This is a genomic window from Kitasatospora sp. NPDC056138 (genome assembly GCF_042264695.1).
In the GTDB taxonomy this organism is placed as follows: Bacteria; Actinomycetota; Actinomycetes; order Streptomycetales; family Streptomycetaceae; genus Kitasatospora.
Map to the genome: position 1 here is coordinate 34084 of NZ_JBHJVK010000057.1, position 20108 is coordinate 54191.

A 20108-nucleotide genomic window follows, 5' to 3' on the forward strand; every position below is an offset into this window, starting at 1 on the left:
AGCCCCCGGCGGCCCGGGTACCAAGGTCTCCGACAGGCCCCGCCGTCCACCGACACCCGTCCGCCGGAGGTACCGCCCATGGTCGAGCCCGCAGCCGTCCCGCAGCTCGCGACGCTCCGCGCTCCGCGCGTACGCCCCCTGGTCCACGCCCCCGGACACCCGCACACCCGCCGACCGCTCCCGCACCCGCGGTCCTGCACCGCACCGGCGCCCGCCCCCTCGCCCGCCGTCCCGGGCGGCCCCGCACGCGTACCGGTCCCCGCTCCGACCCGCACCCCGAGCGAGCCGCGTCGGCCGCGCCACCCGCGCTCCGCCTGCGCCCCGGCGCACGGCGGCGGCCACAGCGAGCTGGCCGCCCGCTTCGCGCACCGGCTGGTCGAGGTCCTCACCGGCCGCCGCCCGGCCGGGCAGCTCCAGCGGCACACCACCGTTCCCGGTTACCAGCAGCTCACCGCCCTGGTCAGGAGCGGCCCGCTGCGTCCGCGCGGCCGGGTCGTCGGCCACCGGCTCGGACGGGTCTACGACTCCGCACCGGGGCCCGGCGCCTTGGAGGTCTGCGTCCGGGTGGAGTTCGGGCACCGCCACCACATGGTCGCCTTCCGCCTCGAACAGCACCGCCGGACCGACCAGTGGCAGTGCGCCGCCGTCGAAGCCCGCTGACCGCTCCCGGAACAGGGGGCCCGGAGCAGGGGGCCCGGGGCCGGGGTCCGGGCCGGGCGAGCCACCGCCGAGGGGCGCGGCCGGCCCGCTCCCGGGTCCGCACCGGCCGCCCACGAGCTCTCCCGCGCCCGAAGAGCAGCCCGGTCACCCGTCCGCCCGGGCACGACCCCGCAGACGTGGCGGACCCCGCAGACGCCGCGGGGCGCCACTTCCCGCACGTGCGGGAAGTGGCGCCCCGGAAGAGCCGGACTCGGCGAGGCGTCAGGCCTTGCGGCGACGCCCCTTGGCCGCCTTCGCGGCCTTGCGGCGCTCGGCCCGGGTGAGGCCGTCGCCGTCACCGTCCGCACCGGACTCGTCGAAGTCGCCCTCGATGACCGTCTCGTCGCCGTCCACCGTGGGAGCGGTGTAGTGCAGACGCTGCGGCTTGGGGGCCTCCAGACCCTTGGCCTTGATCTCGGGGCGGGCGACGCCGGAGTCCTTGGCGAGCTTCTCCAGCAGCGCGCTGGTCTCCTCGATCGCCTGGTCCTCGACCGGGACCTCCTCGACCTGCTGCTCGACCTGGACCTCCAGGTTGAACAGGTAGCCGACGGACTCCTCCTTGATGCCCTCCATCATCGCGGTGAACATGTCGAAGCCCTCGCGCTGGTACTCGACCAGCGGGTCGCGCTGCGCCATCGCCCGCAGGCCGATGCCCTCCTGCAGGTAGTCCATCTCGTAGAGGTGCTCGCGCCAGCGGCGGTCGAGCACCGAGAGGACGACCCGGCGCTCCAGCTCGCGCATGATCTCCGCACCGAGCTGGTCCTCGCGGGCGCCGTACTGGGCCTGGATGTCCTCCTGCAGGACCCGGGTGAGGAACTCGGGGGTGAGCCCGGCCTGACCGCCGGCCTCCTCCTCCAGCTCCTCCAGGTCGAGGGTGATCGGGTAGAGCTGCTTGAGGGCGGCCCAGAGCTTCTCCAGGTCCCAGTCGTCCTCGAAGCCCTCGCCGGTCGCGGCGGTGACGTACGCCTCGACGGTGTCGTCCATGAAGTGGCCGACCTGCTCCTGCAGGTCCTCGCCCTCCAGGACGCGGCGGCGCTCGGCGTAGATGACCTCGCGCTGGCGGTTGAGCACCTCGTCGTACTTGAGGACGTTCTTGCGGATCTCGAAGTTCTGCTGCTCGACCTGGGTCTGCGCGGAGGCGATCGCGCGCGTCACCATCTTGGACTCGATCGGCACGTCCTCGGGCACGTTGGCCATCGAGAGCACGCGCTCGACCATGCCGGCCTTGAAGAGCCGCATCAGGTCGTCACCGAGCGAGAGGTAGAACCGGGACTCGCCCGGGTCTCCCTGACGGCCGGAGCGGCCGCGCAGCTGGTTGTCGATCCGGCGGGACTCGTGCCGCTCGGTGCCCAGGACGTACAGGCCGCCGAGCTCCTGGACCTCGATCTGCTCGGCCTTGACGGCCGCCTTGGCCTTCTCCAGCGCGCCCGGGAAGGCGGCGTCGTACTCCTCCGGCGCCTCCGGGGTGATACCGCGCTGGGCCAGCTCGGCCGCGGCGAGGTGCTCAGCGTTGCCGCCGAGCATGATGTCCGTACCGCGGCCGGCCATGTTGGTGGCGACGGTGACGGCGCCCCGGCGGCCGGCCTGCGCGATGATCAGCGCCTCGCGCTCGTGGTGCTTGGCGTTCAGCACCTCGTGCGGGACGCCGCGCTTGCTCAGTTCCTGGGAGAGGTACTCGGACTTCTCGACCGACACGGTGCCGACCAGCACCGGCTGGCCCTTCTCGTGCTTCTCGACGATGTCCTCGACCACGGCGGCGAACTTGGCCGGCTCCGACTTGTAGATCAGGTCGGGCTGGTCGATGCGCAGCGGCGTCTTGTTGGTCGGGATCGGCACCACGCCGAGCTTGTAGATCTGGTGGAACTCGGCCGCCTCGGTGGTGGCGGTACCGGTCATGCCGGACAGCTTGTCGTACAGGCGGAAGAAGTTCTGCAGGGTGATGGTGGCCAGCGTCTGGTTCTCGTTCTGGACCTCCACCCCCTCCTTGGCCTCGATCGCCTGGTGCATGCCCTCGTTGTAGCGGCGGCCGGCCAGGATACGGCCGGTGTGCTCGTCGACGATCATGACTTCGCCGTTCATGACGACGTAGTCCTTGTCGCGCTTGTAGAGCTCCTTGGCCTTGATGGCGTTGTTCAGGAAGCCGACCAGCGGGGTGTTCACCGACTCGTAGAGGTTGTCGATGCCGAGGTAGTCCTCGACCCGGCCGACGCCCTCCTCCAGCACACCGACGGTGCGCTTCTTCTCGTCCACCTCGTAGTCACGGTCGATCTTGAGGCGCAGCACCAGCTTGGCGAAGTCGGCGTACCACTTGGTCGCCTGGTCGGCCGGGCCGGAGATGATCAGCGGAGTACGGGCCTCGTCGATGAGGATCGAGTCGACCTCGTCGACCACCGCGAAGTTGTGGCCGCGCTGGACCAGTTCGTCCTGCGACCAGGCCATGTTGTCGCGCAGGTAGTCGAAGCCGAACTCGTTGTTGGTGCCGTACGTGATGTCGCAGGCGTACTGGCGCTTGCGCTCGGCGGGCGACATGTTGCCGAGGATCACGCCGACCTCGAGGCCGAGGAAGCGGTGCACCCGGCCCATCCACTCCGAGTCGCGCTCGGCGAGGTAGTCGTTGGTGGTGATCAGGTGGACGCCCTTGCCGGTCAGCGCGTTGAGGTAGGCGGGCAGGGTGCCGACCAGGGTCTTGCCCTCACCGGTGCGCATCTCGGCGACGTAGCCGAAGTGCAGGGCCGCGCCGCCCATCAGCTGGACGTCGTAGTGCCGCTGGCCGAGGACGCGCTTCGCCGCCTCGCGGACGGTCGCGAACGCCTCGGGCAGGATGTCGTCCAGGCTCTCGCCGTCGGCGAGGCGCTGCTTGTACTCGTCGGTCAGTGCGCGCAGCTCGTCGTCCGTGAGGTTGACGAAGTCCTCTTCGATGGAATTGACCTGGGCAGCAATCCGCTGCAGCTTGCGAAGGATCTTGCCTTCGCCTGCGCGCAGGATCTTGTCGAAGACGGACACTTGAGCGGGCTCCTTGCCTGGATCGGCTCTGGACTTACTGCGAGGTGGGACACCCCACCGTACGGGCCATCGTATGCGAGGAGGCCAACGGCTTGGGAGGTGCGTCAGCACGGTATTCCCGTGTCACCCGGAAGAGGAATGCCCCCTAGCGGCATGCTCAGGGGCAAAAGGGGCACCGCTGAAGGAAGTTCAGCGAGGATCGATCAACTCGGCCGCGAAGACGGTGCCCAGCGGTTCCGGGCCGATGTACTGCTGGCAGTTGCACGGCCTCGGCTCGTACCGCACCGGCTTCCGGTCCGCGTCCCAGGCCGCCGGGCACTCGACCTGCTCGTGGCAGCGGCCGGTCCGGTCGTGCTTGGCGAGGTGGTGGGTGCAGCCGCAGATCGGCTCCGGCGGCCGCTTCGCCGCCTCCAGCTCGCGCCGCTGCCGGTCCGCGATCCGCAGCAGCTCCAACTTCCGCTTGTGCCTGGTCCTCAGCGCACCCCGCACGTTCCGCTCGACCCAGCCCCCGCCGACGACCACGGCGGGGATCAGCGCCCACAGCCAACCCACGTCCCATCTCCCCCTCTGTCCGGTGGGCTCAGGGTATCGCCGCCGACTCCGGCGGTGTCAGTGCCCCGTTCTAGGCTCGCGGGCATGACCTCGACCCCTGCCACGACGCTCTCCGCCGACCAGGCCCGCCGGATCGCCCTGCGGGCCCAGGGGCTGCTCGGCGCCCCGGATCGCCGGGCCGGGGTGCGCGGGGTGCTGCGGCACCTGGGCGCGGTGCAGCTGGACACCATCTCCGTGCTAGCCCGCTCGCACGAACTGGTCCCGTACGCACGGCTGGGCGCGGTGGGCCGCACCGCCGTCGAGTCGGCCTACTGGGGCGCGGAGAGCACCTTCGAGTACTGGTCGCACGCGGCCTGCATCCTGCCGGTGGAGGAGTGGCCGCTGTTCGCCTTCCGGCGCCGCCGCTACCGCGAGCGCGGCCACCTCTGGGGCCACCAGGTGGCCCCGCAGACGTACCGGCACGTGCTGGACAAGCTGCGCGCCGAGGGCCCGCTCACGTCCACCGAGTTGGGCGGGGCCAAGAAGACCTCCGAGTGGTGGGACTGGTCCGACACCAAGATCGCGGTCGAACGGGCGCTGGCCTTCGGCGACGTGGTCTGCACCGAGCGGCGCAGCTGGAAGCGGGTGTACGAGCTGGCCGAACAGGCCGTCCCGGCCGACCTGTTCGGCCAGGAGCTGACCGACGCCGAGTGCCTGCGCCGGCTGGTCGCCCAGGCCGGCGCCGCCCTCGGGGTGGCCACCAGGGCCGACTTGATGGACTATCACCGGCTCAGGGCCGACCAGGTCGACTCGGCGCTGGCCGACTCCCCCCTGGTGCCGGTCGAGGTGGCCGGCTGGGACGCGCCCGCCTGGGCCGACCCGGCGGCCCTGGCCGGCGAGCCGCGCGGGCGGCACCGCACGACGCTGCTGTCCCCCTTCGACTCGCTGATCTGGGACCGCGCCCGGACCGAGCGGATCTTCGGCATGGCGCACCGGCTGGAGGCGTACACCCCCAGGCACAAGCGGGTGCACGGGTACTTCGCCATGCCGCTGCTGGCGGGCGGCCGCCTGGTCGGCCGGGTCGACCCGGCCCGCGAGGGGCGGACGCTGGTGGCACGCCAGGTCTCACTGGACGCGCCGAAGCACGTCGAGGCGCTGGCCGGGGCACTGCGCGAGGCCGCCGAGTGGGTGGGCTGCGACGCCGTCCGGGTCGAGGCCCTGGCCGACGAACGGCTGCGGCCCGCCCTGGACCGGCTGTTGGCGCAGTAGCGCGGCAGGCGGACCGGCGGTCAGCCTATTTCGAGGATCTTCTCCCGCATCGCGTAGACCACGGCCTCCATCCGGGAGTGCAGCTGCAGCTTCTCCAGGATGTTCCGGACGTGGTTCTTCACGGTGTTCTCGCTGATGAACAGCTCCTTGGCGATCTCCCGGTTGTTCATCCCGGTCGCCACCAGCTTGAGCACCTCCAGCTCCCGGTCGGTGAGCCGGGGCGCCGGAACCAACTCCCGGTCGTCGGAACGCCGTTGGATCATCGACTTGAACTCGGTGAGCAGCTTGGAGGCCATCGACGGGCTGATCTGCGACTGGCCGTCGGCCACCGCCCGGATCGCGGTGGCGACCTCGTCGGTGGAGATCTCCTTGAGCAGGTAACCGGTGGCTCCGGCCTTGATCGCCTCGTAGAGGTCGGCTTCCTCGTCGCTTATCGTCAGCATGATGATCTTGGCGCTGGGCACCACGTCCTTGATCGCGGTGCAGGCCTCGATACCGCTGCGCCGCGGCATCCGGACATCCATCAGGATGATGTCGGGCAGCAGGTCGGCGGCCTTCAGCACGGCCTCGGCGCCGTCCCCGGCCTCGCCGATGACCTTGATGTCCTCCTCCTCGGCCAGCACGATCTCCAGGCCGCGGCGGAACAGTGCGTGGTCGTCGACCACCAGGACCCGAATCGGCTCCGCCTGGGCCGTCGGGCACTCCGGCGCCGCGAACTCCCCCAGCCGCTCCCGGCCCTGCCCGGCGCCGATGCCTCCCCCCGCACCGGGCCTGAAGTGATCCCCCATCCGCTCCTCCCCCCTCGTCGGTCAGTGTCCGGGCAATCATTCCACGGCGCGGCCACCGCCCGGTCACCCTCCGACGTCGGACCGCCCAGCCGGGTGACCCCGGCGGCCGTGGCCGCCGGGGTCACCCGGACTGTCGATCTGTTCCGTTGTACCGGCGGCGGCTCCCTGCCACTGCCGGCGTGTGTGCCGTTGTCGGCGGCCGTGGGCGCCGCTACCGGCCGGGGTCAGTCCTCGTCCGGCTCACCGATCGCGCCGCCGGCCCCGCCGACGCCGCCGATCTCTCCGACGGCCGCGCCGTTGGGCTCCAGGTGGATGACACCGTAGTGGTAGCCGTGCCGGCGGTAGACCACGCTCGGCAGCCCGCTGTCCTTGTCCACGAACAGGTAGAAGTCGTGGCCGACGAGCTCCATCTCGTACAGCGCCTGATCCAGCGACATGGGCGCGGCGGGGTGCGTCTTCTCGCGGACGACGAGCGGTCCGTCGCCCTCCACCTCCAGGGATCCCATCATGGTCTTGCGGACCGCGCCGTTGGCCGCCCCGCCGGCCGGTGCCGTCTCGGGGAGCGCCGCCAGTGCGGCCGTCGCCTCCGCGACACTGATCGGAGTGCGGCCGCCGGTACCGCCCTTGTGCACCCGACGGCGGTCGGCGGACTTGCGCAGCTGCGCGTCCAGCTTGGCCGAGGCCAGGTCGAGCGCCGCGTACGGGTCACCAGCGGCGGCTTCGGCCCTGATCACCGGGCCACGGGTACGGAGGGTGATCTCCACCCGCTCGGACCGGTCGGCCTGACGCGGGTTGTGCTCCTTGGACACCTCGACGTCGAGGCTGATCACCTTGCCGTCGAACCTCTGGACCTTCTCCAGCTTCTCGGCCACGTGCTCGCGGAACCTCTTGGGCACCTCGGTCTTGCGGCCCTTGACGACGATGTCCACGCAGAACTCCGATCCCTCGTGCTGACGCCGACCCGGAGTGCTCACCGGATCGGGCTGAGACCCAGCCGGACCAGCCCGTCTCTGCCGCCCCTCCTCTGCCGGCTTCCGCCGGGAGGTGCCCCCGTCACCGAGGGCGGCCATCGCGACTGGCCCTCACCTCACTTCCTCCCCACCAGGAACGCTTGAAACCCCTTGGAGCCTTATCGAACACCCACGGAGGGGATTTCGCCTCCCCAGTCGAACAAGGTAGCGGCGTGGTGTCGCCGGTCCGGCTGTTTTACCTTGTTTACCCTCTTGCGGGTGAAACGACGGTAAACGGCTGGACAACGACGCCGGGGGCGTCCACCGTAAGGCCCAGTCTCCGCTCCCGGAAGCCCTAGGGAGGAGTCGTGCCGGATCTCGTTCCCCATCACGCCACCGTTCCCGCAACCGGCCCAGCCGGCGCCCCGCTCGCCGTCCCCGCCGCAGGTTCCGCCTCCGCCGTCGGCTCTTCGTTCCGCTCCCTGTTCCACCCTCCGTTCCGTCCTCTGTTCCGCTCCCCCCTCCGCGACCTCCTGGACCTGCTGCTCCCGGCCCACTGCGCGGGCTGCCGGACCGGGCACAGCCCCCTCTGCCCGTCCTGCCGGGCCGTCCTGCAGGCCGCCCGCGCCGCGCCCGCGGGTCCGCGGCCGCCACCGACCGGGCTGCCACCGCTGTACGCCGCCGCGCCGTACGCCGACCCGGTGCGGCAGCTGCTGCTCGCCCACAAGGAGCGCGGCGCGCTCTCCCTGGCCGGGCCGCTCGGCGGGGCACTCGCCGTCGCGGTCCGCGCAGCGCTCGGCCACTGCACCGCGGAGCCCGTACCCGGGGCGGACGCCGGGGCCGTCCTGCTGGTGCCGGTGCCCTCCACCCGGCGGGCCGTCCGGGCCCGCGGGCACGACCCGACCCTGCGGCTGGCCCGCGCGGCGGCCCGGGAGCTGCGCCGGGGCGGTCTGCGGGCCGCGGTCGCTCCCGTCCTGCGGCACGGGCGGGCCGTCGCCGACCAGTCCGGGCTGAGCGCCGTCGAGCGGCGGCGGAACCTGCACGGCGCGCTCGCGGTACCGGCGCGCCTGGCCACCCGGTTGACGGGCGGTCGGCCGATCCTGGTGGACGACCTGGTCACCACCGGGGCGAGCCTCGCCGAGGCCGCCCGTGCACTGGGCGCGGCCGGCCACCCGCCGTCGGCCGCCGCGACCGTGGCCGCCACCGTCCGGCGCGCTCCGCAGGGTGCGGAGCCCTGCTCGACCGGCGGCGCGGCCACGGCCCCCGGCAGCCGAGGGCCTGCTGCTCGGCCCGGGTAGCCGCGGTCGGCAGGGTAGCCGCCGTCGGCCGGGTAGCCGACGTCAGCCCGGGTAGGTGAAGGAGGTGCCGTGATGCTGCGGTGCGGCCTCGCGCCACTGGCTGCCCTGGAGCCGGTAGATCTCGCTGTCCTTCGAGACCGCCAGCACCGGCAGCGCCTGGTCGCCCGAGCGGGCCTCCGAGGCCGAGACCGAGATCATCGACTCGCCGCCCTGGAGCGGGGAGTCGGTGTTCTGCGAACCGTCCGTACCCACGTAGTGCAGCTGCTGGAGCTTGCCCGGCTCCTTGCCGAGCACCAGCAGCTGGTCGGTGTCCGCCCAGGAGACCGAGGCGATCTCGCTGAGCAGCGGCGCCACCGGCCGCAGACCGGTGATCCGCGCCTCCGGCTTGGCCGGTGTGCCCGAGTGCACCACCAGTCCCACCATCAGCGTCCGCGCACCGGAGCTGTCCGCCAGGACGAGCGCCGCCCGCACCCCGTCCGAGGCGATCTTGAGCGACTGCACGGTACGTCCGCCGAGCTCGCCGACCGCGACGGGGACCACCGAACGGCCGCGCACCATCAGCACCTTGGCGGCCGCCGGGTCGCGGTCGACCAGCCACAGGTCCTGACGGCCGTCCCAACTGAGCGAGGTCAGGCCCTGGTTCGGCGAGGTGGCGGCGCTGGTGACGACCGGAGTGCCCAGCCGCTCGTTCGCGCCGAGCCCGGCCACGAAGAGCTGCCGCTGGTCACTGCTGACGGCCGCCGCCATGTTGCCGTCCCGCCGCACCGCGACCGATCCGACCGGTGTCTGACCGGCCCTCGGCTGCCCGAGGTCGCCGAGCACCGGCGTGCCCTCGCCGCTGCCCTGGGTCTGCATCAGCTTGCCGGTGTCCGACAGGTAGTACGCCTGCGGCAGGCCCTGCGCCGGGCCGGCGGCCAGGCTGCCGGGGGCGACGGCCTGGGCCTGCGAGGCGTTCTGCGAGCAGCCGCCCTTGACCCCGTTCAGGTCGAGCCGCTCGATCTGCCCCTTGCCCTGCTGGTCGAGCAGGGTGAAGTAGAGCTGATCGGCCATCTGCTGGCAGAGCTTCGGCTGGGCGCCGAAGTCGGGGACGTTCACCTTGACCGAGATCACCCGGCTGTCGCTCACCGAGACGTCGCCGACCAGCTTCGCGCCGTCGAAGGCCGAGTACACCGCCTTGCCCAGCCAGGCCGAGGGGCCGTCGGCCAGCGCTCGGGCGGCGGCGGTCAGCGGGTCGGTCCGACGCCGCAGGTAGATCGGGTCGGGCACCAGGACCGGCTGCTGCCGGGTGGCCACCGACGGGTCGGCGGCCGCGTAGAAGTAGCGGTGGGTGGCCCGGTAGCCGTTCCGGAAGTTGGTCTGGTCCACGATCAGGCCGTCCGGCAGCTGATCGATCCGCCACTCCCCCTTGTCCGGTCCCTCCTTCTCCTTCACGAAGGTGAACTTCTCCTGGTACGGCTCGTTCGCCACCACCCGGTAGGTGTGCGCCGCGTCGATCTGCCCGACCTTGACCCCGGTGACCGGGACGTCGATGCTCAGGTCGTCGGGCTTGGGCGCGCTGATCGTCCGGCTGGGGCTCTTGGCCAGCACCGTCACGCCCGCCTCCGGCCGCCAGCGGTGCTGGCTGCGCGCGGACGCGGTCAGGTACTTGGACGCGGTGGCGTAGTCGGGCTCGTCCGCGTTCGAGGCGTCCAGGAAACCGGTCAGCAGACCGGCCAGGTCCTCGCCCGGGTGCGGCCCCACCGGGAAGACCCGGACCTGGAGGTTCTCCGCCCCGGCTGCCTGCAGCACCTCCACCCGCTCGGACGGACCGTCGCCGGGCATCGCGACACAGCCGCTGACCAGCAGCGCGGTCAGCCCGGCCGTCGCCGACCAACCGAGCCGGCGGGCGGCCCGGGGGCCGTGGAGGCCGGGTATCCGACCGCGTGCACCGGCCGGTCCGGCTGCTGTCCCGGCTCCCGGCCCGGCGGCGTCGGTCTGCGAAGCGGTGGCACCGAGGCGAGCCTCAGTCGTCCTGCCGTCCGTCCCTGCCATGCCGCGCCCCCTCCGTATCGCCGTCCGCAGCACCGTTCCTGTCGGCGCCGTGCCCAGCTGAACCGCTGCTCTCCGCTGACCCACGACCCGCAGCGGAGCCGTCCGCTGCGCCGTTGTCCGCTGCGCTGTCGTCCACAGCCGCGCCGTTCGCAGCCGCACCGTCCGCACCGTCGTCGTCCACGACGCCGTCGTCCGTCTCGGGCTCCTGTGCCGCCGGACGGACCAGCGGCCGGTCCACCACCACGTGGGCGCCGGTGGCACCGTATCCCGCCGAGGCGGCGCGGACGTCGGAAGGGTCCGAGACCGGCGCCGACGGCAGCTTGCCAAGCCCCGGGCCGATGTTCAGCACCCCGCCCAGACCGCTGCCGAAGCTGCTCAGGCCGCCCTCCGGGGTCTCGGGTGTCTCCGGTACCGCCGGAGCGGCGCCGACGCCCTCGTCCGAAGCGGTCAGCGCGGTCGCCCCCGAAGGACGCGCGGTCCGCCGGTACGGGGTGCCCCGGGCGCCCAGGCCGAGGTTGTGCCGGGAGTCCTCGGGTTCGAGGCGGAACGGGGCCCGGCCGACCTCGCCGCCCCTGGTGCGGGGCAGGGTGAGCCGGAAGTGCGAGCCGCCGCCCGGCTCGCCCCAGGCCTGGAGCCAGCCGCCGTGCAGATGGGCGTCCTCGACCGCGATCGACAGGCCCAGACCGGTGCCGCCGGTGGTCCGCACCCGGGACGGGTCCGCGCGCCAGAAGCGGTGGAAGACCCGGGACGCCTCACCCGGCTTGAGTCCGATGCCGTAGTCCCGGACGCCGATCGCGACCGCGCCCTCGGCCGAGCCGAGCCGGATGACCACGTCCCGGCCCTCGCCGTGCTCCAGCGCGTTGACCACCAGGTTGCGCAGGATGCGCTCGATCCGCCGGGAGTCCACCTCGGCGACCACCGGGTCCTCGGCGCCCCGGATGACCACCGCGCTGCCCTTGGCCTGGGCCAGCGGGTCGGCGGCCTCCACCACCCGGGTCACGATGTCGCGCAGGTCCACCGGCTCGGCGTCCAGGAGCGCGGCGCCCGCGTCGAACCGGCTGATCTCCAGCAGGTCGGCCAGCAGCGACTCGAAGCGGTCCAGCTGGTCCTGGAGCAGCTCGGCGGAGCGGGCCGCCATCGGATCGAGGTCCTCGCGGCTGTCGTAGATCAGGTCGGCGGCCATCCGGACGGTGGTGAGCGGGGTGCGCAGCTCGTGCGAGACGTCCGAGACGAAGCGCCGCTGCACCCGGGAGAGCTCCTCCAGCTGGCGGATCTGCGCCTGCAGGCCGTTGGCCATCCGGTTGAAGGAGTCGCCGAGGCGGGCGATGTCGTCCGTCCCGGTCACCTTCATCCGCTCCTCCAGGTGCCCGGCGGCGACCCGCTCGGAGATCCCGGCGGCCATCCGCACGGGGGTGACGACCTGACGGACCACCAGCCAGGCGATCCCGCCGAGCAGGATCACCACGAAGACCCCGGCGGTCGCCAGGGTGCCGGTGACCAGGCCGAGGGTCTTGGTCTCCTGGCCGAAGGAGAAGACGTAGTAGAGCTGGTACGGCCGGCCGTCCGGTCCGGTGAACTGCTTGCCGATGACCAGGCCGGGCTCGCTGTAGGACGGACCGCCGTCGCCGCGCTGGATGTCGGTGACCTTCTCGTGCGCGACCGAGGGGTCGGCGGCCACGTCACGGCGCAGCTGGGCCGGGATGCTGCTGGGCAGGATGTTGCCGGAGTACCAGGCCCCGCGCAGTCCGGCGCTGGGGGCGGCCTCCTCCTGGTCGGTGGTCGGGACCAGGGCGATCACCGAGTAGACGCCCGTGCCGCCGCTGGCGAGGTCCGAGACCTGCTTGATCAGCCAGGTGCTGAGCTCGTCGGCGGTCGACTCGCCGCCGGTCCCGGCCTTGGCCTGCAGGTTGATGGCTTCGTTGATCTTCTCCTGCTCGATCTGGAAGCCGCCGATGGCCTGGCCCTGCGCGGAGTGCTTCTTCGCGTCCAGCAGCCCGGTGCGGACCTGCGCGACCACCACCACGCCGAGCACCAGCACCACGGCCAGCGAGAGCAGCAGCGTCGCGGCGACCACCCGCACCTGGATGGAGCGGCGGTACAGCGCGAGCACCCGGTGCACCGGGCGCCGGAACTGACGCGCCACCAGGGCCAGCAGGGCGGCCGGACCGCGCCGGGGCCCCCGGCCCTGGACGGTCGAGCTCAGCACGGCCCCGGGCACAGCGGCGTCCCCGTCGGCGGCTGAGCCCGACGGGGTGTCGTCAGCGTCGTACGTCACGTCAGCTGGGCCCGGCCTTGTAGCCGACACCGCGGACGGTCACCACGATCTCGGGCCGCTCGGGGTCCTTCTCGATCTTGGACCGGAGGCGCTGCACGTGGACGTTCACGAGCCGGGTGTCGGCGGCGTGCCGGTAGCCCCAGACCTGCTCCAGCAGCACCTCGCGGGTGAACACCTGCCACGGTTTGCGGGCGAGCGCGACCAGCAGGTCGAACTCCAGCGGGGTCAGCGGAATGCCCCGGCCGTCCCGCTTGACCGAGTGACCGGCCACGTCGATGACCAGGTCGCCGATGGTCAGCTGCTCCGGGGTGGGCTCCTCGGCACGGCGGAGCCGGGCACGCACCCGGGCCACCAGCTCCTTGGGCTTGAACGGCTTGGTGACGTAGTCGTCGGCACCGGACTCCAGGCCGACCACGATGTCCACCGTGTCGGTCTTGGCCGTGAGCATGACGATCGGCACGCCGGACTCCGAGCGGATCTGCCGGCAGACGTCGATGCCGTCCCGGCCGGGCAGCATCAGGTCGAGGAGCACCAGGTCGGGCTTGGTCTCCCGGAACACGGCTAGCGCCTTGTCCCCATCCGCGACGAAAAACGGTTCAAAACCTTCACCACGCAGCACGATGCCGAGCATCTCGGCCAGTGCGGTGTCGTCATCAACGACGAGGACGCGTCCCTTCATGCGTCCATCCTCTCATTACGGGATTGTGACGTGCCGCACAGCCGTGCCATTTCGGCGTGGAGCACCCCGCCAACTCGGTCATATCGTCGCAAAGTTCGCAGGCCGTGCAGGTCGCACGGGCCGTTGTCGATCAGCAAGGGGAACACCTCTGGGGACGATGGCACCACCATGGCACGATGGGCGCCACAGGGTACCGCTCGGTGGTCACACGAGCACCCGTGATCTTCCGCAGAGCCGCTACGAGGAGCAGTGATGACCGACACCCCGGGCTGGGCGTCGCCCGGCTCGCCCGAGCCACCGCATGAGGCCACCGGGCCGTCGGCACCACCCTCGACCCCCGCACCGGAGCAGGGCACCCCGCAGCCGGGCACCGCACAGCCGACCGCCCCGCAGATCCCGCCGCAGGCCGTACCGCCACAGGGCTGGAGCGCCCCCGGCCCGTACGGCGCCGCACCGGGCCCGCAGCCCGGGTGGGGCCCACAGCCCGGGTGGGGCCCACAGCCCGGCCCCGGCGGCTACCACCCCGGCTGGGGCGCGCCGCCCAGCCCCAAGCCCGGCGTCATCCCGCTGCGCCCGCTCGGCATCGGCGAGATCCTGGACGGCGCCGTTTCCACCGTGCGCCGCCACTGGCGGACCGCCGTCGGCCTGTCCTTCGGCGTGGCCGCCCTGGAGCAGACGCTCTCCGCGCTCGCCCAGTGGTGGGCGTACGAGTCGCCCCACACCGCCGGCCCGGTCGTCGCGCTGTTCGCCACCTACCCGGTCAGCTTCGTGCTGGGCATCATCGCGGCCGGCCTGCTGACCATGGTGGTCAGCAAGGCCGTCCTGGGTCGCTCGACCACCCTGGGCGAGGTGTGGCGGGACGCCCGGCCGCAGCTGCTGAAGCTGGCCGGGGTCACCTTCCTGACCAGCCTGATCATCGCCGGGGTCATCCTGCTGGGCTGCGTACCGCTGATAGCCGTGCTGATCGGCGGCAACCCCGACCCCGGGCAGATCGCACTGCTGTTCCTGCCGGTCCTGGCAGCCCTCCCGGTCGCGCTCTGGCTCGGCATCCAGCTCAGCCTGGCCGCGCCCGCGCTGATGCTGGAGAGGCAGGGCGTGCTGACCGCGCTCGCGCGCTCCCGGCGGCTCGTCAAGGGCTCGTGGTGGCGGATCTTCGGCGTCACCCTGATCAGCCGCCTCGTGATCGGCATCGTCGGTTCGATCGTCGCGATGCCGTTCCTCGTGATCGGCATGCTGCTGGCCCCGGACACCTCCGGCACGCCGGGCGGACCGTTCGGCGCGATAGCCGGCGCCCCGCCCGCGATGCTGGCCAGCCTCGCCATCGGCGGCACTCTGGTCTCCACCATCACCATTCCGGTACTGGCCGGCGTGAACGTCCTGCTCTACGTCGACCAGCGGATCCGCCGCGAGGCCCTCGACATCGAACTGGCCCGCGCCGCCGGTCTGCCGGAGTTCGGCGGCACCGACGGGTCCGGTCCCACCGGTCCGCAGGGCCCGACCGCCCCGGGCGGACCGCAGAGGATCTGACAGAGATGCCCATCTGGGGGGAAGGGGCGCTGCTGCTCGCGAGCGGCGCCCCGGTCACCGTCCCACGCGACCCGGCCCGCGACGACGCCCGCCGGGAGCTCCTCAACCCCGTCTACCACCAGCACGACCCGAGCCTGCTGCAGCAGCTGATGACCTGGATCCAGGACCAGCTCGGCCGCGCGCTGTCGCAGGTCGGCTCCGTGGGCAGCAGCGGTGTCACCGGCCTGCTGTTCTTCCTGGTGGTGGCGGTGCTGATCGGCGCCGCCCTGTGGTGGCGCCTGGGCGCCCCCCGCCGCCGGGTCCAGAGCGCCGCGGCCCTGTTCACCGCCGAAGGGCCGCGCACCGCCGCCCAGCACCGCAGCGCCGCAGCCGCACACGCCGCCGCGGACGAGTGGTCCGCCGCCGTCCGGGAGCAGATGCGCGCCCTGGTCCGAGCCCTGGAGGAGCGCACCATCCTCGACGTGCGCCCCGGGCGCACCGCCGACGAGGCCGCCGCCGAGGCCGGCCGCGCCCTGCCCGCGCACACCGCCGCGCTGGCCGACGCCGCCCGCACCTTCGACGGCATCGCCTACGGGGACCGGACCGCCGACCGGAGCGCCTACCAGTTGCTGCTCGACCTCGACCGGGCCCTCCAGCGGGCCACGCCCGTGCTCACCGGGACGACCGCACCGACCGCACCGGTCCCCGCACCGACCGGCGGAGGCACCGCATGACGCTCACCGCCACCCGCGCCGGGACGACCGGCAGCACCTCCCCGACCGGCCGTCAACTCTGGCTGCGCGTACGCTGGTTCCTGCTCTCCGCAGTCCTGCTGCTGCTCGTCGGCCTGCTGGCCGCCGGCCTCGGCAGCCCGGGCCAGTACCCGCCGCTGGACCCGCGCTCCCCCGACCGCGACGGCGCCCGCGCGGTTGTCCACCTGCTGGAGAAGCAGGGCCTGACGACCCGTACGGTGGATACCGAGGACGCCCTGGCCGACGCACTCGCCGAACCCGGCAGCACCGTGGTCCTCCCCGAACCCGACCTGCTGACGACAACTCAACTCCGCCGACTGGCACAGATCCGGCGGGGCAGCGACAGCCGCCTGGTACTGATCTCGCCCGAGGCCGCCGCGCTCGCCGCCTTCACCCCCGGCATCACCCTGGCGACCACCGCCAACGGCATACCGAAGAGCGCCGGCTCCGCCGGCGTCCCCGCGGACTGCCCCCTCCCCGAGGCCACCCTGGCCGGCCACGCCGAACTCGGTGGCCTGCTCTACCGGCCCGGCGCCGACGACATCGGCTGCTACCCGAGGCTCGGCGCCTACCCGCTGGTCCGGCACACCGACCCCGGCTCGCGCGAGCTCGTCGTCCTCGGCTCCGGCCGCCTGCTGACCAACGAGCGGCTCGACGAGGACGGCAACGCCGCCCTCGGCCTGAGCCTGCTCGGCTCCCGCCACCAGCTGGTCTGGTACCTCCCCGACTACGCCGCCGCGGCCCGGTCCGGCGACGGCACCGCCGCGGGGCCGCAGCGCACCCTCACCGACTACATCCCCGAGGGCTGGACCTGGGCCGGCCTCCAACTCGCCCTCGCCGCACTGCTCGCGGCCTTCTGGCGCGGCCGCCGCCTCGGGCCCGTGGTCACCGAGAACCTCCCCGTCGTGGTCCGCGCCACCGAGACCACCGAGGGCCGGGCCCGCCTCTACCGGCGCGCCAAGGCCCGCGGCCGCGCCGCCGACGCGCTCCGCCAGGCCGCCCGGCACCGGCTCGCCCCCGCCCTGGGCGTACCGCTCACCGCGGGCGAACCGGACCCCACCGCGCTCTGCGCCGCCGTCGCCGACCGACTCGGACGGCCCGCCACCGAGGTCCACGCGCTGCTGTACGGCACCCCACCCACCGACGACGCCGCCCTGGTGCGGTTCACCGACGACCTCGATGCCCTGGAAAGGCAGGTACGACAGCCGTGACCGAACAGGTCTCCACCCCGGCACCCGCGACGGCCCCGGCGGCCTCCGACGACCCCCGCGCCGCTCTCACCGCCCTGCGTGCCGAGATCGCCAAGGCCGTGGTCGGCCAGGACGCCGCCGTCACCGGGCTGGTCGTCGCCCTGCTCTGCGGCGGCCACGTCCTGCTCGAAGGCGTCCCCGGCGTGGCCAAGACACTGCTGGTCCGCACCCTGTCCACGGCGCTCAGCCTGGAGACCAAGCGGATCCAGTTCACCCCCGACCTGATGCCCGGCGACGTCACCGGCTCGCTCGTCTACGACGCCCGCACCGCCGAGTTCTCCTTCCAGCCGGGACCGGTCTTCACCAACCTGCTGCTCGCGGACGAGATCAACCGCACTCCCCCGAAGACCCAGTCCTCCCTGCTGGAGGCCATGGAGGAGCGCCAGGTCACCGTCGACGGCGAACCCCGCCGGCTGCCCGTCCCCTTCCTCGTCGCCGCCACCCAGAACCCGGTCGAGTACGAGGGCACCTACCCCCTGCCCGAGGCCCAGCTGGACCGCTTCCTGCTCAAGCTGGTCCTCCCGCTGCCCGACCGCGACCAGGAGTTCCAGGTCCTCACCCGGCACGCGGCCGGGTTCGACCCGCGCGACCTCGCCGCCGCCGGCGTCCGCCCGGTCGCCGGTCCCGCCGACGTCGCCGCCGCCCAGGCCCTGATCGCCAAGCTGACCGTCTCCCCCGAGGTGCTCGCCTACATCGTGGACATCTGCCGGGCCACCCGGCAGTCCCCCTCGCTCTCCATCGGCGTCTCCCCGCGCGGCGCCACCGCCCTGCTGAACACCTCCCGCGCCTGGGCCTGGCTGGCCGGCCGCGACTACGTCACCCCCGACGACGTCAAGGCCCTCGCCCTGCCCACCCTGCGGCACCGCATCCAGCTGCGCGCCGAGGCCGAGATGGAGGGCGTCACCGCCGACTCCGTCATCCAGGCCGTCCTCGCCCAGACCCCCGCGCCGCGCTGACCACTCCTCAACCAGCAGCACCACCAAGGGAGTACACCCCATGGCCCTGACCGGCCGCACCGCCCTGCTCGTCGCGCTCGGCGCGCTCGTCGTGGGCCTCCTGCTGCCCTCCTGGGCGGGGATCGGCACGGTCACCCTGCCCGTACTCCTCGGCGTCCTCGCCGACCTGGCGCTCGCCGCTCCGGTCCGCACCCTGCGCTTCGAGCGGAGCGGCGACACCACCGTCCGGCTCGGCGAGGCCGCCACCGTCGAACTCACCGTGACCAACCCGTCCGGGCGGCCGCTCCGGGCCCAACTCCGCGACGCCTGGCCGCCGTCCGCCTGGCGCCCCGGCACCGCCTTCGCGGGCTCCCGGCACGCCCTCACCATCCCCGCCGGTGAACGCCGCCGGCTCACCACCCCGCTCGCCCCCACCCGGCGCGGCGACCACCACGCCCACCGGGTGACCGTACGCTCCCTCGGCCCGCTCGGCCTGGCCGGACGCCAGGGCTCCCACCACGTCCCCTGGACCCTGCGCGCGCTGCCGCCCTTCACCAGCCGCAAGCACCTGCCCTCCCGGCTCGCCCGCCTGCGTGAACTCGACGGCCGCACCTCGGTGCTGGCGCGCGGTCAGGGCACCGAGTTCGACTCGCTGCGGGAGTACCTGCCCGGCGACGACGTCCGCTCGATCGACTGGCGGGCCAGCGCCCGCCGCAACACCGTCGCCGTCCGCACCTGGCGGCCCGAGCGCGACCGGCACATCCTCGTCGTCCTCGACACCGGCCGCACCAGCGCGGGACGCGTCGGCGACGCCCCGCGCCTGGACGCCGCCCTCGACGCCGCACTGCTGCTCACCGCACTCGCCACCCGGGCCGGCGACCGGGTCGACCTGCTCGCCCACGACCTGCACCGGCGCGGCAGTGTCATCGGCCGTTCGCCGAACGAGGTCCTGCCCGCCTTCACCAACGCGATGGCCGGCCTCGAACCCGCCCTGCTCGAAACCGACATGCGCGCACTCACCGCGTGCGCCCTGCGGATGGCCCCGCGCCGCTCACTGATCGTGCTGATCACCGGTCTCGACGCCCGCCCGGTCGAGGAGGGCCTGCTCCCCCAGCTCCCGCTGCTGACCCGGCGCCACGAGGTCCTCCTGGCCTCCGTCGCCGACCCGCGCCTGGACGAGCTCGCCACCGCCCGGGGCACCGTCCAGGACGTGTACGGCGCCGCCGCCGCCGAGCAGACCCGCGCCGACCGCCGCCGCACCGCGGAGCGCCTCACCCGCCACGGCGTCACCGTCCTGGACGCGCCGCCGGCCACCCTGCCCCCGGCCCTCGCCGACGCCTACCTCGCACTCAAGGCCGCCGGACGGCTCTGAGCCGTCTCCCCCGCCTCCCAGCCCTCACGCCACGCTCGTCGGCGCCTCGTACTCCGAGGCCAGCAGCGACCACATCTCCAGGTCCCGGCGACCGTCGTGGAACCGGAACACCTGCCGCAGCAGACCCTCGCGCACCATCCCCAACCGCCTGGCCACCGCGACGCTCCGCAGGTTCGCCGGCTCGGTGCGCCACTCGACCCGGGCCATCCCCCGCTCCACGAAGGCCCACTCGATCATCCGCCGCACCGCCGCGGTCACCAGCCCCCGCCCCGCTGCCTCCGGTGCCAGCCAGGCGCCCACTTCACAGACCCCGGCCCGCGCCCTGAAGCTCTGGAACACCACCCCGCCGACCAATTCCCCGTCCAGCCAGATCCCATAGATCCGGCCTTCGTCCCTGGCCTGCTCCTCGGCGCAGTACCGCAACCATCGCCGTGCACCGTCCACGTCGGTGATGCTGGTCGCCCACGGAATCCAGGGCGCCAGGTACTCGCGCGCCCGCTCTACGAACGCGAAGAACTCCTCGGCACACCAGGGTTCCAGGGCACGCAGCTCCGCGCCGGGCACGAGAGGGTGGCTGAGCATCACAGACTCCAAATCCACGGATCCAGGGCTTCCCGGCCATCTAACACCGCCGATTCCCGTCCGCCTCGCCACCCCGTTCCCGGACCATCTCGCCCGGAAATGCGGAAAGCCCCTCCCCGGTCTCCCGGGAAGGGGCTTTCTCGAATGATTGTTCGGCGGCGTCCTACTCTCCCACAGGGTCCCCCCTG

Annotated in this window: 16 protein-coding genes; 8 read left to right on the top strand and 8 right to left on the bottom strand. The window is 73.1% G+C overall.

Annotated features, from left to right (window positions below; genetic code table 11):
• Positions 1–78: 78 nt before the first annotated feature.
• Entirely contained in the window at positions 79–660 is a 582-nt protein-coding gene (locus ACFC1R_RS28590) for an Rv3235 family protein (RefSeq protein ID WP_375943401.1), read from the top strand.
• Between the two features lie 261 nt (positions 661–921).
• On the opposite strand, the gene secA is transcribed toward ACFC1R_RS28590, so the two are convergent.
• The gene (gene secA, locus ACFC1R_RS28595; RefSeq protein ID WP_375943403.1) at positions 922–3702 is read right to left on the bottom strand and encodes a preprotein translocase subunit SecA; all 2781 of its coding nucleotides are present in this window, start codon (positions 3700–3702) and stop codon (positions 922–924) included.
• A gap of 189 nt (positions 3703–3891) precedes the next feature.
• Positions 3892–4254: a hypothetical protein gene (locus ACFC1R_RS28600; RefSeq protein WP_375943405.1), complete on the bottom strand. Its 363-nt coding sequence runs from the start codon at positions 4252–4254 to the stop codon at positions 3892–3894.
• Positions 4255–4338: 84 nt separating this feature from the next.
• Here ACFC1R_RS28600 and ACFC1R_RS28605 point away from each other — a divergent pair, with 84 nt between their 5' ends.
• A complete protein-coding gene (locus ACFC1R_RS28605; RefSeq protein ID WP_375943407.1) occupies positions 4339–5502 on the top strand; it encodes a winged helix-turn-helix domain-containing protein in 1164 nt (387 codons plus the stop codon).
• A gap of 20 nt (positions 5503–5522) precedes the next feature.
• On the opposite strand, the gene ACFC1R_RS28610 is transcribed toward ACFC1R_RS28605, so the two are convergent.
• Both ACFC1R_RS28610 and hpf read right to left on the bottom strand, forming a co-directional pair.
• Positions 5523–6290 (bottom strand): response regulator, encoded by a 768-nt coding sequence (locus ACFC1R_RS28610; RefSeq protein WP_375943409.1) that lies wholly within the window; start codon positions 6288–6290, stop codon positions 5523–5525.
• Positions 6291–6514: 224 nt separating this feature from the next.
• Positions 6515–7219, bottom strand: a complete 705-nt coding sequence (gene hpf / locus ACFC1R_RS28615; protein WP_045303500.1) for a ribosome hibernation-promoting factor, HPF/YfiA family — start codon at positions 7217–7219, stop codon at positions 6515–6517.
• A gap of 389 nt (positions 7220–7608) precedes the next feature.
• On the opposite strand from hpf, the gene ACFC1R_RS28620 reads away from it, so the two are divergent.
• The gene (locus tag ACFC1R_RS28620; protein ID WP_375943411.1) at positions 7609–8538 is read left to right on the top strand and encodes a ComF family protein; all 930 of its coding nucleotides are present in this window, start codon (positions 7609–7611) and stop codon (positions 8536–8538) included.
• Positions 8539–8580: 42 nt separating this feature from the next.
• Here ACFC1R_RS28620 and ACFC1R_RS28625 read toward each other — a convergent pair whose 3' ends face one another.
• The 3 genes from ACFC1R_RS28625 to mtrA form a co-directional block, all read right to left on the bottom strand.
• Positions 8581–10569: an LpqB family beta-propeller domain-containing protein gene (locus tag ACFC1R_RS28625; protein WP_375943413.1), complete on the bottom strand. Its 1989-nt coding sequence runs from the start codon at positions 10567–10569 to the stop codon at positions 8581–8583.
• The gene (gene mtrB / locus ACFC1R_RS28630) at positions 10541–12775 is read right to left on the bottom strand and encodes an MtrAB system histidine kinase MtrB (RefSeq protein ID WP_375943431.1); all 2235 of its coding nucleotides are present in this window, start codon (positions 12773–12775) and stop codon (positions 10541–10543) included. The genes ACFC1R_RS28625 and mtrB overlap by 29 nt, the downstream gene beginning before the upstream one ends.
• Positions 12776–12845: 70 nt before the next feature.
• Positions 12846–13523, bottom strand: a complete 678-nt coding sequence (gene mtrA, locus ACFC1R_RS28635; RefSeq protein ID WP_045303502.1) for an MtrAB system response regulator MtrA — start codon at positions 13521–13523, stop codon at positions 12846–12848.
• A gap of 252 nt (positions 13524–13775) precedes the next feature.
• Here mtrA and ACFC1R_RS28640 point away from each other — a divergent pair, with 252 nt between their 5' ends.
• From ACFC1R_RS28640 to ACFC1R_RS28660, 5 genes are read left to right on the top strand one after another with little or no spacing between them, the layout of a single operon-like run.
• Positions 13776–15050, top strand: coding sequence for a hypothetical protein (locus ACFC1R_RS28640; protein WP_375943416.1), 1275 nt, complete (start codon positions 13776–13778; stop codon positions 15048–15050).
• Between the two features lie 5 nt (positions 15051–15055).
• Positions 15056–15763 carry a DUF4129 domain-containing protein gene (locus tag ACFC1R_RS28645; RefSeq protein WP_375943418.1) on the top strand — a complete coding sequence of 236 codons (708 nt, stop codon included), beginning with the start codon at positions 15056–15058 and terminating at the stop codon, positions 15761–15763.
• On the top strand, positions 15760–16992 hold the full coding sequence (locus ACFC1R_RS28650; protein WP_375943420.1) for a DUF4350 domain-containing protein: 1233 nt from the start codon (positions 15760–15762) through the stop codon (positions 16990–16992). The genes ACFC1R_RS28645 and ACFC1R_RS28650 overlap by 4 nt, the downstream gene beginning before the upstream one ends.
• Entirely contained in the window at positions 16989–17987 is a 999-nt protein-coding gene (locus ACFC1R_RS28655; RefSeq protein ID WP_375943422.1) for an AAA family ATPase, read from the top strand. The genes ACFC1R_RS28650 and ACFC1R_RS28655 overlap by 4 nt, the downstream gene beginning before the upstream one ends.
• A 40-nt stretch (positions 17988–18027) precedes the next feature.
• Positions 18028–19338: a DUF58 domain-containing protein gene (locus ACFC1R_RS28660; RefSeq protein WP_375943424.1), complete on the top strand. Its 1311-nt coding sequence runs from the start codon at positions 18028–18030 to the stop codon at positions 19336–19338.
• 24 nt (positions 19339–19362) lie between these two features.
• Here ACFC1R_RS28660 and ACFC1R_RS28665 read toward each other — a convergent pair whose 3' ends face one another.
• A complete protein-coding gene (locus ACFC1R_RS28665) occupies positions 19363–19920 on the bottom strand; it encodes a GNAT family N-acetyltransferase (protein ID WP_375943426.1) in 558 nt (185 codons plus the stop codon).
• Between the last annotated feature and the right edge of the window lie 188 nt (positions 19921–20108).